4 protein-coding genes, 3 pseudogenes and 1 riboswitch are annotated in these 14,898 nt (G+C 44.5%); of the genes and pseudogenes, 2 read left to right on the forward strand and 5 right to left on the reverse strand.

The genetic code is table 11. The annotated features are described in order from the left end of the window. Positions 1-706: 706 nt before the first annotated feature. Positions 707-2,037 (reverse strand): annotated as a pseudogene (locus tag SU60_RS20715) (cation:proton antiporter). A gap of 192 nt (positions 2,038-2,229) precedes the next feature. On the opposite strand from SU60_RS20715, the gene metH reads away from it, so the two are divergent. After that, the gene (metH, locus tag SU60_RS20720; protein WP_041157187.1) at positions 2,230-5,910 is read left to right on the forward strand and encodes a methionine synthase; all 3,681 of its coding nucleotides are present in this window, start codon (positions 2,230-2,232) and stop codon (positions 5,908-5,910) included. Positions 5,911-5,979: 69 nt separating this feature from the next. Here metH and lysC read toward each other — a convergent pair whose 3' ends face one another. Continuing rightward, a complete protein-coding gene (lysC, locus tag SU60_RS20725) occupies positions 5,980-7,332 on the reverse strand; it encodes a lysine-sensitive aspartokinase 3 (RefSeq protein ID WP_041157188.1) in 1,353 nt (450 codons plus the stop codon). Positions 7,333-7,438: 106 nt separating this feature from the next. Continuing rightward, a riboswitch (Lysine riboswitch) is annotated at positions 7,439-7,616 on the reverse strand. Between the two features lie 228 nt (positions 7,617-7,844). Here lysC and SU60_RS20730 point away from each other — a divergent pair. Continuing rightward, positions 7,845-8,965, forward strand: a pseudogene (locus SU60_RS20730) (pyridoxal-phosphate-dependent aminotransferase family protein). A 76-nt stretch (positions 8,966-9,041) separates the two neighbouring features. Here SU60_RS20730 and SU60_RS20735 read toward each other — a convergent pair. The 3 genes and pseudogenes from SU60_RS20735 to galU form a co-directional block, all read right to left on the reverse strand. Next, positions 9,042-10,831: pseudogene (locus SU60_RS20735) on the reverse strand (PglL family O-oligosaccharyltransferase). Between the two features lie 84 nt (positions 10,832-10,915). After that, positions 10,916-13,738, reverse strand: coding sequence for an excinuclease ABC subunit UvrA (gene uvrA, locus SU60_RS20740; RefSeq protein WP_041157189.1), 2,823 nt, complete (start codon positions 13,736-13,738; stop codon positions 10,916-10,918). Between the two features lie 144 nt (positions 13,739-13,882). Continuing rightward, the gene (gene galU / locus SU60_RS20745; RefSeq protein ID WP_041157190.1) at positions 13,883-14,758 is read right to left on the reverse strand and encodes a UTP--glucose-1-phosphate uridylyltransferase GalU; all 876 of its coding nucleotides are present in this window, start codon (positions 14,756-14,758) and stop codon (positions 13,883-13,885) included. Between the last annotated feature and the right edge of the window lie 140 nt (positions 14,759-14,898).

The following is a 14,898-nucleotide window of genomic DNA, read 5'->3' on the forward strand; positions in this document are numbered from 1 at the left end:
ATACGAAGCCTCAGTCGAAAGACTGAGGCTTTTTTGCGTTTATATGAGCATGTTTCGCCTTTCGGGCGAATGAGTCTCGGTTGTGTGCAACCCCAGCCACTCCGCCACTTATATGAAGCCTCTGTCGAAAGACTGGGGCTTTTTTGCGTTAAAAGGATAATCTAATACCAATCGTAGTAAATAACTGGTCATTCTAGCTTGCTAAAATACTCGATAACTTCGTTGCCTTTTCGTTTATAAAGTAGGTTGATTGTAGAATAACTACTTATCGAAAAATTACGCCTTGTTCTCAAGCATTTTTCCTACGCTATTTCTGATCACTTATTTACTGTGATTGGTATAAATATTTAAGCGCTTGTTCATTCTTGATGGTTAAAGCTACTGATATCCGAGTTGCCCTATTGTGGCCCATATCGCTCGCTGTGCTAGTGTTATCTTATTCTATTTGATGTTATAGAAGGATAGTTCACTCAATATCCAATTTTTATCAAGGTACTTGATTTAGCAGAACTGGCTTGTAACCTTAATGCCCACTAGGAAAGTGAGCTAGGCCATCCCACCTTTTTCAGTATGTATTCCTTATCCCTATTTTAGCGTCAGTTAACTTTGAAAAGGCTCGCTACTTCGCTGAGTTACTTCCTTTGGGTCATTCGCATAAAAAAAGCAGCCATCAGGCTGCTTTCAATATAAAAGAGTCGTTAATTTATTACGATTCGACTTGCTCTTTTTGAGCGTCATTCAATGAAACTTCTCGCTCTTGCTTTAATTTCTTTTCCTCGGTTTTGGCTTTTTCAATCATTGGAGTGATGGTAGAGCTTGAATCAGGATAGAAAAGACCACGACAGCGTATGTCATCACTAGAATAATTTCTTTTACGTCAATCAATTTATCTTGGATAACCCATATCCCTGATGGAATTGAAAGTGCCATCGCTAGCGCAAGACCACCACGTAATCCACCCCAAGTTAGTATTTTTACTGACCATGAGTTGTATCTACGGTAGCGTTTAAAACCAATATAGGAGAAGAATACACTTAGATAGCGAGCTGCTAGTACAAGAGGTACCGCAATGGCCATCATGATCCAGTCTTCCTCATGGAATTCAAATAGCAGCATTGACATACCGATGAGCAAGAACAGGACGCCGTTTAAGAATTCATCGACGAGTTCCCAGAAGTGATCAAGGTGATCTTCGCTTTCTTTCGAAAACCCGATAAAACGAGTCCAGTTACCAATCATAATCCCTGAGACCACCATCGCTAATGGGCCTGAGACATGAATGTATTCTGCAAACGCATATCCGGCTGTAGGAACACCGATAGTTAATAACAACTCCATTGAGTGATCATTTGTCGCGCTGATCAAATAATGGAAAAGTAAGCCGAGTAAGAGGCCATAGATAATTCCGCCCATCGCTTCTTGGATAAACAGAAGTGTGACACTTCCCACTGTCGGTGTTTCGGTACCAAAAGCAATAGTAAAAAGAGTGACAAAAATAACCAGACCAAAACCATCATTAAATAATGACTCACCCTCGATTTGAGTAGAAATGCGCTCTGGTGCATCTAGTTTTTTGACAATGGCAAGAACGGCGATCGGGTCTGTGGGAGAGATTAAGGCACCAAAGAGTAAGCAGTAAACTAAATCAAACTGTATGCCTATTAGCTGACAGAGTCCATATAATGCAAAACCTATAAAGAAGGTCGAGAATAGGGTCGCACCTAACGCTAATGTTGTGATTTCCCACTTTTGATCTTTTAGGTGAGGGAGTTTAATGCCCAAGCCACCAGCAAAAAGTAAAAAGCCGAGTATCCCTTTAAGTAGAAAATCTTCAAAGTTGATTCTAGTTACCGTCTCCGTTGCAATTTCGGTGAGGTGAAACCAGTTGTTTTGACCTGCTATCAGAATCAGGAGCGAAAGTACCATTGAGCCAGCAGTAATGGCGATGGTCGTTTGCATCTTTCCTATCTTGCTATTTACAAAAGCAATCAGCATCGCTGCTGCGGAGAGAAAACATAAAGTATGGTATACCGACATAGAGCTCTCTATTTGTAATAATTTGTGAATGGAATTTTCGGTTGATGTTGATTAAATAGCAAACATTTTTTGTTGATTATTTTCATTAGTAAGGCTGGGGATAAAATAATCGATAATTCGATATTTAGACGTCTAGACTCCTTTAGTTTGTGTGATAGGATGTGGACATAACTAAAGGAACGAGGTTGTACTGTGGGAAGTAATTTAAGACAACAGATTGAAGCGCAATTAAAGCAACGTATTCTTCTGATCGATGGCGGCATGGGCACCATGATTCAGGGTCATAAGCTTGAAGAGCAAGACTATCGCGGAGAACGTTTTGCTGACTGGCAATGTGACCTAAAGGGTAACAACGATTTGTTGGTTCTGACTCAACCTCAGTTGATTATGGAGATTCATAGCGCTTATCTAGAAGCAGGCGCCGATATCCTCGAAACCAATACATTTAACGCAACCACGATTGCGATGGCTGACTATGAAATGGAGAGCATTAGTGAAGAAATTAACTTTACTGCTGCTCAGTTAGCTCGTGAAGTGGCGGATGAATGGACGGCAAAAACGCCAAATAAACCGCGTTATGTTGCTGGCGTGCTTGGGCCTACTAACCGCACATGTTCTATCTCCCCTGATGTTAATGATCCCGGTTACCGTAATGTATCCTTCGATGAACTAGTCGAAGCGTACTCAGAGTCGACTCGCGCGTTAATTAAAGGTGGCTGCGATCTCATCCTAATCGAAACCATCTTTGATACGTTGAACGCGAAAGCGTGTTCTTTTGCCGTTGAAAGTGTATTCGAAGAACTTGGTATGACATTGCCAGTCATGATCTCTGGCACGATCACAGACGCTTCTGGACGTACATTATCCGGACAAACCACCGAGGCCTTTTACAACTCGTTAAGACACGTCAAGCCGATATCCTTTGGCTTGAACTGTGCACTCGGTCCCGATGAGCTTCGACCATACGTAGAAGAGTTGTCTCGTATCTCTGAATCTTTTATTTCTACTCACCCTAATGCGGGCCTACCTAATGCTTTTGGTGAATACGATCTGTCTCCAGAAGATATGGCCGTACATGTAAAAGAGTGGGCTGAAAGTGGCTTCCTCAACTTAATTGGTGGCTGTTGTGGTACAACGCCAGAGCACATTCGACACATGGCTGAAGCAGTTGAAGGTGTTACTCCTCGTCGACTACCAGAACTGCCCGTTGCATGTCGCCTTTCTGGCTTAGAACCTCTGACTATCGAAAAGGAATCACTGTTTATTAACGTTGGTGAGCGTACCAATGTAACAGGTTCTGCTCGCTTTAAGCGATTGATTAAAGAAGAACTGTACGACGAGGCGCTGGATGTTGCCCGTCAGCAAGTTGAGAATGGTGCGCAAATCATCGATATCAACATGGATGAGGGGATGCTTGATGCAGAGGCATGTATGGTTCGGTTCTTGAACTTGTGCGCATCTGAGCCCGAAATATCCAAAGTGCCAATCATGGTTGACTCATCCAAGTGGGAAGTTATCGAGGCTGGCCTTAAGTGTATCCAGGGTAAAGGCATTGTTAACTCTATCTCGCTTAAAGAAGGAAAAGAGAAATTCATTCAGCAAGCGAAGCTGATCCGTCGTTATGGCGCTGCAGTGATAGTTATGGCGTTTGATGAAGTGGGCCAGGCGGATACGCGAGAACGCAAATTAGAAATTTGTACCAATGCTTACCGAATATTGGTTGATGAGGTAGGTTTCCCGCCGGAAGACGTGATTTTTGATCCAAATATCTTCGCTGTCGCGACAGGTATTGACGAGCACAATAACTATGCTGTTGACTTTATTAACGCGGTAGCGGATATCAAGCGAGATTTACCTCACGCGATGATTTCTGGTGGCGTTTCCAACGTATCATTCTCCTTCCGTGGCAATAACTATGTACGAGAAGCGATCCATGCTGTATTTCTCTATCACTGTTTCAAGAACGGCATGGATATGGGGATCGTCAACGCAGGTCAGTTAGAAATCTACGACAACGTTCCTGAAAAGCTTCGAGAGGCGGTAGAGGATGTGGTTCTAAACCGTCGTAATGATGCCACTGAAAGATTGTTGGATATCGCTTCTGAATATGCCGATAAAGGTGTTGGAAAAGAAGAAGATGCCTCCGCGTTAGAATGGCGTACATGGCCTGTAGAAAAGCGTTTGGAGCACGCCTTAGTTAAGGGGATAACCGAGTTTATTGTTGATGATACAGAAGAAGCTCGCGTTAAAGCTTCCAAGCCATTGGAAGTGATTGAAGGCCCGCTCATGGACGGTATGAATGTGGTTGGTGACTTGTTTGGTGAAGGTAAGATGTTCTTGCCACAGGTAGTCAAATCAGCGCGAGTTATGAAACAAGCCGTTGCTCACTTAGAACCTTATATTAATGCTGAAAAGCAAGTTGGTCAGACAAACGGTAAAATCCTATTAGCTACCGTGAAAGGTGACGTACACGATATCGGTAAAAATATCGTTGGTGTTGTACTCCAATGTAACAACTACGAAATCATCGACCTTGGTGTCATGGTTCCATGTGAAAAGATTCTGAAAGTTGCGCAGGAAGAAAACGTCGACATTATTGGTCTTTCCGGCCTGATCACCCCTTCACTTGATGAAATGGTCCATGTGGCTAAAGAAATGGAACGGCTGGATTTCAACCTGCCGCTTTTGATTGGTGGCGCGACGACATCCAAAGCACATACTGCGGTTAAGATAGAACAGAATTACAAGCACCCAGTGGTTTATGTTAACAATGCCTCTCGGGCTGTTGGTGTATGTACTTCACTGTTATCAGATGAGCGCCGTCCTGCGTTTGTCGAAAAGCTGGAGGCGGATTATGACCGCGTGCGTGACCAGCATAGCCGTAAAAAGCCTAGAACGAAGCCTGTCACGCTTGAACAAGCACGAGCAAACAAAGTCGTTATCGATTGGGATGCGTATACACCTCCTGCTCCCGCAAAACCAGGTATTCATGTATTTGATGATTTCGATGTGGCAACGTTACGTAGCTACATCGATTGGACACCATTTTTTATGACCTGGTCGCTTGTGGGCAAATACCCAACTATCTTCGAGCATGAAGAGGTCGGAGAAGAAGCGAAGCGTCTTTTCCATGATGCCAATGAGCTCCTTGATCGTGTTGAGCGAGAAGGCTTAATGAAAGCAAGAGGGATGTGTGGCCTTTTCCCTGCCGCTAGCGTAGACGACGATATTGAAGTCTATACGGATGAGTCTCGTTCGAACGTAGCAAAAGTTCTACGTAACCTTCGTCAGCAAACCGAGAAACCGAAAGGGTTTAACTACTGCCTTTCAGATTACATCGCGCCAAAAGCGTCTGGTAAGAGAGACTGGATCGGTGCGTTTGCCGTTACCGGTGGAATTGGTGAACGTGAATTGGCCGACGAATTTAAAGCAAAAGGTGATGATTACAATGCGATCATGATCCAAGCCGTTGCCGATCGTTTAGCGGAAGCCTTTGCTGAATACCTGCATGAGCGAGTGCGTAAAGAGATTTGGGGCTATGCAGTGGATGAAAGCTTGTCAAATGAAGAGCTAATTCGTGAAAAATACCAAGGCATACGTCCTGCTCCGGGTTACCCTGCTTGTCCCGAACATACCGAAAAAGGCCCTTTATGGGAACTGCTTAATGTAGAAGAGAGTATTGGTATGTCTCTTACATCAAGCTATGCCATGTATCCAGGTGCTTCTGTCTCTGGGTGGTATTTCTCTCATCCTGACTCGCGTTACTTTGCGATCGCCCAGATCCAAGAAGATCAACTGGAAAGCTACGCAGAGCGAAAAGGTTGGGATAGGCTTGAAGCAGAAAAATGGTTGGGGCCGAACATCAACGGCTAATCTCAATCACTGTAAACAAGCGATCGGAATGAAATGGGCTGCCAATGTGCAGCCCTTTGTTTATCTAAATTATTGCTCAAATAGCTCAGAATGTAATTTTTGAATGACTTGTTTTGAATCTGAACTGCTGACCAAGAAGCATAGGTTGTGGTGGCTCGCTCCGTAACAAATCATACGTAGATTAAAGTCATCTAAGGTGCTGAATACTTGTTTCGCGTAACCTTTAGTATCGCTCATGTTATTGCCGATTAGAGCGACAAGGCAAAGATCATGTTCGACTTTAACCGTACACAACGTTTCTAGCTCTTCTCTTGCTGCTTGAGGTAATTGCGGTGCTCCGCCTGCAGTATCGGTTTGATCCAATGTTAGAGAAACACTGATTTCTGATGTCGTAATCAGATCCACAGAGATTTTGTATTTTGCCAAAATTTCGAAGACTTTGGCCAAAAAGCCGTACGCTTGGAACATATTTGCACTGCGCAATGTCACCATGGTTTGATTACAACGTAAAGCCAAAGCACGAAATAATGGTGAACTTTCTACTTCATGACGTATCCAGGTACCACCTTTTTCGGGTTCTTTTGAAGAGCCCACAAAGACCGGAATATCGTGACGAAGTGCAGGCACCAATGTCGAAGGATGCAGGATCTTCGCACCAAAGTTCGCCATTTCTGACGCTTCGCTAAAGCTGATTTCTGGGATGGGGGATGCTTTGGGTGCAATGCGAGGATCGGTAGTATAGATACCCGGAACATCCGTCCAAATTTCCAGACCTGAAGCTTTCACACCTTCTGCAATCAGTGCGGCACTATAATCACTGCCACCACGTCCCAAGGTTGTCGTGTTTCCTGATACATCGGAACCGATAAAGCCTTGTGTAACCACAACTGACTGCTGACATAGTGGGACAAGTTTTTCTTGCGCTAACTGAGCAATAGATTCTACATCGGGCTCAGCTCGGCCAAAGTTATCATCTGTTCTTAACACATCGCGTATGTCAAAACGCACAGCATTAATGCCGCGCTCACGCATTAGTTGAGCAAGAATGTGCGTTGACATCAGCTCACCACATGCCACTAAGTGATCCGTTAATTTGTTGCTTGCTTGAATTGAAGCAGCTTCCGCAAGGCTAGTGACCGTATCTAAAATGGCATACACCTCAGAAGAGGTCTGTGCAGAGTCTTTTAGTTGTGAAAGAATCGCGTCATGAATGCTTGCAAGTTGTTGTAGCAACTCTGTGCGCTTCTCTTGATCTTGAACACCATTCGCTAACGCTACAAGCAAGTTAGTGACACCAGAGCAAGCACTGCTAACGACAAGGCGAGTATCTGGATTGTTTTCAATAACGGCGGCACAACGGCTCATTGCTTCGAAATTAGCAACACTGGTTCCACCAAATTTAGCTACATTAAATGCGCTCACTATGTTCTCCCACGACTTCCTAATAAAAATAATACACACGTCCAATGTATGTGAGGAAAGGAACAGAGCAAAAAGAGAGGAATTTAGAATGGTATATAAAAAATGTACCCTCAGAAGCTCTTCACCAGACGGCACTGATGACAGTTGATGGGATTCAACCCAAGTCAACCGACAAGCCAAAACCACAACTTTGGCTTACCTCGGCACTACTCCCCCTGAATGATTGGTATGGGAATTGCGGTTCCACAAATCATCTACCTGGGTAGTGCTCCTCTTCTACATAAAGCTCAAACATTGAACGGTTTTAGGTGTTCAATGTCAATCACTATTTCGCCCTTTCTTAGTGTTTTTTGTTTATGAATCTGTGATGCTGGTCCGACTTCTATACTTACGGCTAATTGCCGAGTTCTGAAAAATCCATTAGTGTGAGTTTTAATGCCCGATACCTCATCTAAATTCTAAAAAATAATTGTTCTCGTTCGGGCCCAAATGACGTCAAACAAGGAGCTGCTATGACGATCCAAAGCTTTATTCCCCCTCACCGTATCTTAATGGGACCAGGTCCTTCCGATATCTACCCGCAGGTTCTGCAAGCTTTAAGTCGGCCAACGGTGGGACATTTAGACCCACTCTTTATTGCATGATGGATGAGCTCAAGCAGTTATTAAAATACGCATTTCAAACAGAAAATGATTTTACCATTGCAGTTTCTGCCCCAGGTAGTGCCGGGATGGAAGCGTGCTTCGTTAACTTGATTGAAAAAGGTGATAAGGTCATCGTATGCCGCAATGGTGTGTTTGGTGATCGTATGCGTGAAAACGTCATTCGTGCGGGAGGTGAGGTGGTAGTGGTTGACGACGAGTGGGGGAATCCCGTTTCAGTCGATAAAGTCGATCAAGCCCTTCAGCAGCATCCTGATACCAAAATCTTAGCATTTGTTCATGCAGAAACGTCAACAGGGGCCGTCAGTGATGCACAAGCTCTTGGCCAACTAGCGAAGCAGTACAACGCTCTATCCATTGTTGATGCGGTTACGTCATTGGGTGGTGTGCCACTAAAAGTGGATGAGTGGCAGTTGGATGCCGTTTACTCGGGGAGCCAGAAGTGTTTGTCATGTGTGCCAGGTTTATCCCCTGTGACTTTCTCGGCGGCTGCAATAGAGAAAATTCAATCGAGAACCACACCAGTACAAAGTTGGTTCCTCGATCAAAGTTTGGTACTAGGTTACTGGAGCGGTGAAGGAAAGCGCAGCTATCACCATACTGCGCCTGTTAACAGCCTTTATGCTTTACATGAAGCTCTATTGATACTAAAAAATGAGGGGCTTGAAAATGCATGGGCACGTCATCAGAAAATGCATGAAAAGCTTAAAACAGGTTTACAAAAACTGGGCTTTGAGTTCGTCGTTGAAGAAGCGTACCGTTTACCTCAACTGAACGCGATTTATGTGCCAGAAGGTATTGATGAAGCGAAAGTTCGCACGCATTTGTTAACAACGTATAACCTAGAGATTGGGGCAGGACTAGGCACCTTGGCTGGGAAAGCATGGCGAATTGGGTTGATGGGCTACGGGGCACGTGCTGAAAATGTGGCTTTATGTCTAAAAGCGTTGGAAGAGTCCCTGACTCAATAACTGCATGCTATACCGAGCAACTCTATAAGGTCGGTTGTACAAAAAAGCGAAGGCGGTGCTCTTCGCTTTTTTGTTTTTACTTCGTTGTTGGTTGTGTCATTGATTGTGCTGGCGAAGCTGGCTGCGCATGTGACGGCGGTTGGTAATTGACGTCACTAAAATCAATGTTAGGGAATAAGAATTGTGCCTCAGCGCGTATTTGTTCTGCTTTGCTGCTGTCATCCAATCCTTGGTAAGCAAGAATCAAGTTATTATAAAAAGCAGGCCGTGGTTTGTCTTTGATGATCTTAAGCGACCAATCGATATATGGTTGAATTAAGCTTGGATCTTGCTTGTATAAACCAATATTGAGGAAGGTGCTATACACATCCCAGTCAAACCTATCTTTCCACACCACCGGATTACTCACTTGATTTAAAATGTCTGGGTTGGTTGGGCGCGTGGATTCGAACTTAGTCAGAATATAGTTAGTGTGTAGCGCACTGACCATGTAGAACGTCAATATAATTGGAAAGATCAAGCTTAAGACGCGCAATAACGCTTTGGTGATGTTCGTAAATCCTACTTGCCGATAGCGAGAGACTCTCTGATCAACCCAGTAAAGTAGAATAATGAAAGTCAGCCAGTGCGCCAGCGAGTGATAAAACGGGTATTCCAATTGCGAGTGCAACACTATTGGAATAAAGAGTCCGAGCAATGCCAGACGAGTCCCTCGTTTAGCTTGATAAATGCGGTGCAGCACCAGTGCCATGCTAAAAAGATGCCGAGTATTGGTAATAAACCACCCTCAACCCCCCAATAAAGCAACTCATTGTGGGGATGATCCATCGAAGGTAAGCCAGCAGGGTAGTTAGTATTGAGTGCATGCTGTCTAGCGGTGTAAAGCATATAGGCAGACTCAAACTTACCATAACCATAACCTGTAAACGGCTTTTCGATGACCATATCCAAAGTTTGTGGAAAAGTATAAGTGCGAGCTGACTCCATATTCACTTTTTCTGCCGCTAAGCCACCACCATCGGGGAAAGCAATATACATCACAACAACAGATAGCATTAGTCCTGCGACGATGGAGCTAACCCAATGTGTAAATCGCTTTTTGGTCGTGTAGCGGTACATGTATGGAATGACCAGCAACACTGCAATTATAGACGCTAACCAGCCTGTCCTTGACGCCAAAGCAACAAGCAAGGGGAGCGTTAAAACTGGCACGGCATACAGTAAGTAAATATCGCTAAGTTTGCGTGAGTATTTATACGGCTGTCGGGCGAGTAAGTAGCTCGCGATGACCAAACCGGTCGCAAGAAAGCTTGCCATAACGTTTGGCTGTTGAAAAATACCATACGGTCTATTCGCCACGGTGTTATAGCCGAACGGGTTACCAGGCTTGAGGTATAGGTACTGTATCAGACCAAAAATGGCTTCGATGATCACCGCTAACACGATAAACCACAGCAGTCGTTGTCGATGCTTATTACTAAAATGAAATTGTTGCAAAACCACAAAAAACAAGAAGCCACACCAAAGGCCAATGAGTTTATTTGTTGCTAACTCAATATTTGCGTTTGGATACAGTATGGGCACCGTCATAATGCCAGCACTGATAAACAAGCCGATGGTTAATTTAGAAAACCTTAAAGTCTGATTGCGGGCAAGATGATAAAAGCCGATACCCAGTGCAAAACTAAATACAATCCAAGTGGTCGCATTGAATGATAAGGCTAGCCCTGCACCGCCAGGGTTAGGCATAAAAAAGTGCATCGCCAGTATAAACAGAACTGCCAAAGCGATGAGAAACTTGCGATTGAGAGGGACCTGAGCTTTCTTAGGCGAAAGTTTGGTTCCACTTACGTGTATAGTGGCCATAGATATTGCATTGCTTTTAATATTTGCATGATTTGAATTAAAAAAGACCAGTATCTACTGGTCTTTGTACTTTACCTGTTTTTTTTATTTCAACATAGGCTTAAGGAAGTGGGCTGTGTGCGAACCTTCGATCTGGGACACATCTTCAGGTGTTCCTTGAGCGATAATTTCACCACCACCTTGACCTCCTTCTGGACCTAAGTCGACAATCCAGTCCGCCGTTTTTATGACATCAAGATTGTGTTCAATCACCACTACCGTATTGCCATGGTCACGTAGTCGGTGGAGAACCGATAACAATTGTTGAATATCATGGAAATGCAAGCCAGTGGTTGGTTCATCCAAAATGTAGAGCGTTTTCCCTGTGTCTCGCTTGGACAACTCTCTTGCCAGCTTTACTCGTTGCGCTTCACCACCAGATAACGTGGTGGCGGCTTGCCCAAGGCGAATGTAGGACAAGCCGACATCCATTAAGGTTTGGAGTTTACGTGCTATTGCAGGAACCGGCTCAAAGAACACGTGTGCATCTTCGACCGTCATTTCGAGCACTTCATCAATGGTTTTGCCTTTGTAGCGAACTTCTAAGGTTTCGCGGTTATAGCGTTTTCCTTTACAGACATCACATGGGACGTAAACATCGGGTAGGAAGTGCATTTCTACCTTGATCACGCCATCGCCCTGACAAGCTTCACAGCGACCACCGCGCACATTAAAACTGAAGCGACCTGGCTTATAGCCTCGTGAGCGTGATTCCTGAGTACCTGCAAACAGTTCACGGATCGGAGTAAAGATGCCAGTGTAGGTTGCAGGGTTAGAACGAGGGGTTCGACCAATAGGGCTTTGATCAATGTCGATCACTTTATCAAAGTGTTCCAGACCCTTGATCGACTTGTAAGGCGATGGATGAGCCGTTGTTGCTCCATTCAGTTGAGTATGTGCAATTTTGAAGAACGTATCGTTAATCAGAGTCGACTTACCTGAGCCAGATACACCGGTGATACAGCTAAATAAACCAACAGGTAATGATAAATTGACGTTATTCAGGTTATTACCCGTTGCGCCAATCAGCTCCACCGTCTTTTTAGGATCGCGAGGGGTGCGTTCTTTTGGCACGGCGATTTCTTTCGCACCACTTAAATATTGTCCGGTCAGTGAGTTAGGGTTAGCAATAATCTCTGCCATGGTTCCTTCTGCGACCACATTACCACCATGAACCCCTGCGCCAGGGCCAATATCAATCACGTGGTCAGCACAACGAATGGCATCTTCATCATGCTCAACAACCAAAACGGTATTACCTAAATCACGCAGGTGAGTTAGGGTCTTTAGCAGTCGCTCATTATCACGCTGGTGGAGACCTATTGAGGGCTCATCCAGTACATACATTACACCAACGAGCCCTGCTCCGATTTGGCTTGCCAAACGGATACGCTGTGCTTCACCGCCAGATAAGGTTTCAGCACTTCTCGATAGGTTGAGATAATTCAAGCCAACGTTGACTAAAAACTGCAAACGATCATTTATCTCTTTCATGACCTTTTCGGCAATTTGCGCTCGTTGGCCTTCCAATTTCAACGTTTCAAAAAAAGCTAACGCATCAGCGATGCTTAGTTCAACAATTTCAGGCAATGTGGTATCGGCAATAAAGACGTTTCTGGCTTCTAAGCGAAGGCGTGTACCGCCACAGCTTGAGCATGATTTAGTGGAGATATACTTAGCGAGGTCTTCTCGTACCGAGTTAGATTCTGTATCGCGATAGCGTCGCTCAAGGGTATTGAGAATTCCTTCGAATGGGTGACGTTTTACACGGATGTCACCACGATCATTGATGTACTTAAACTCAACTTCGGTGCGGCCAGAGCCTTTTAAAATCACATCTTGTATTTTTTTCGACAATGAGTTGAACGGCGCGTGTAAGTCAAATCCGTAGTGATCCGCAAGAGAGGTCAACATTTGGAAATAGTAATAGTTCTTTTGGTCCCAGCCACGAATCGCACCTTGCGCCAGGCTGAGCGAATCATCCTGAATGACACGACTAGGATCGAAATACTGTTGAACACCTAAACCATCACACGTGCCGCAAGCCCCAGCAGGGTTATTGAATGAGAACAATCTTGGTTCCAGCTCTTGCATACTGTAACCACATTTAGGGCAAGCGAAGTTGGCAGAGAAGATGATTTCTTCGTCTTCTCCGTCCATTGGAGCGACAACAGCGATACCACCAGACAGCTCCAAGGTTGTTTCGAAAGATTCCGCTAAACGTTGCTGTAAATCTGGGCGTACTTTGAAGCGATCTACCACCACTTCAATCGTATGTTTTTTATGTAGCTCTAACGTTGGGGGATCGGATAAATCGCAGGTTTCACCGTCAATACGGGCACGGATAAAACCCTGTGCAGCAAGGTTTTCTAAGGTTTTGACGTGCTCGCCTTTACGTTCTTTAACAATGGGGGCGAGCAACATCATCTTGCTTCCCTCAGGCAGTTCCAAGACTTTGTCTACCATTTGGCTAATGGTCTGAGCCGCAAGCGGAACGTGATGGGTTGGACATCTCGGCTCACCTACACGGGCATATAGCAGGCGTAAGTAATCGTAAACTTCAGTAATTGTGCCGACCGTCGAGCGCGGGTTATGAGAAGTGGATTTTTGTTCAATAGAAATAGCGGGTGATAGCCCTTCGATATGATCGACATCGGGCTTTTCCATCAGAGACAAAAACTGACGAGCGTAAGCAGAAAGTGATTCTACATAGCGTCGCTGTCCTTCTGCATATAAGGTATCGAATGCGAGAGAAGACTTACCAGAGCCACTTAACCCGGTGATAACAGTCAGCTTATCGCGAGGAATGGTAAGGTTAATATCTTTGAGGTTATGGGTTCGGGCACCGCGAACTTCTATTTTATCCATCGTATTTGCTCTATGTATAACCAAGTGGGGCAAGTATTACATAGTGTGAGAAATGTGCAAAGAAATACTGGACAAAAAAACAGTAAAGAAAAGCCCAGCAAAGTGCTGGGCTTCATAGCTTATAATAGGAGTGGCTTAACAAGCTTACGCAGAACGTTGCGTTGCGTGTTTACCGAGTTCTGATTTTTTCTCATCTTTTAGGTACAGATTTTCGAAACAGTAGTTAGTCGCTTCGATATAGCCCTCGACACTACCGCAGTCAAAACGTTGACCTTTAAATTTATACGCCAGAACACAACCTGCTTTAGCTTGTTTTAGCAACGCATCGGTGATTTGAATCTCACCACCTTTGCCAGGTTCTGTGCTTTCAATAAGGTCAAAGATATCTGGAGTTAGAATATACCGTCCGATGATCGCTAGGTTACTTGGTGCCGTGCCTTGTTCTGGCTTTTCTACCATGTTATCAACGCGGAAGATGTCATCTTTAATCATCTCACCAGCAATCACACCGTATTTGTGCGTTTCTTCTTCTGGCACTTCTTGTACTGCAACGATTGAACAACGGAACTGTTTAAAGAGCGCAACCATTTGAGCCAGTACGCCATCCCCTTCTTCATTCACGCACAAGTCATCGGCCAATACTACGGCGAAAGGTTCGTCACCAACCAGTTCACGGCCAGTTAGAATCGCGTGACCCAAACCTTTCATTTCGCGTTGGCGAATGTAAGTAAAGTTTGCAGAGTCGATGATTTCACGAATATCTACCAGCAGCTCTTCTTTGTTTGTGCCACTGATTTGATGTTCAAGTTCATAGTTTTTGTCGAAGTGATCCATGATTGAGTGTTTGCCACGGCCAGTAACAATACACATGCCGTCCATACCAGCTTGGATTGCCTCTTCTACACCGTATTCAATCAACGGTTTGTTCACTACTGGCATCATCTCTTTAGGCATAGACTTGGTCGCAGGTAGGAAGCGTGTACCATAGCCTGCAGCAGGGAACAGACATTTCTTAATCATTGGGGGATTATCCTTTCTCGTCGTTATTATCAAGAATTTGCTCAACACTTTAACATGAGAGGTGCGAACGAATCATGAATAAAGTAGGAAAAAAGGTGAGAAATAAACGGAAAAAGCATGAGCGATGACGAATCGGGTAC

Source organism: Vibrio mytili (assembly GCF_000830505.1).
Taxonomy (GTDB): Bacteria; Pseudomonadota; Gammaproteobacteria; order Enterobacterales; family Vibrionaceae; genus Vibrio; species Vibrio mytili.

Excerpts from the sequence above, each read along its gene's own strand:
- uvrA (WP_041157189.1), bottom strand. The coding sequence starts at position 13,738 with ATGGATAAAATAGAAGTTCGCGGTGCCCGAACCCATAACCTCAAAGAT.
- galU (WP_041157190.1), bottom strand. The coding sequence starts at position 14,758 with ATGATTAAGAAATGTCTGTTCCCTGCTGCAGGCTATGGTACACGCTTC.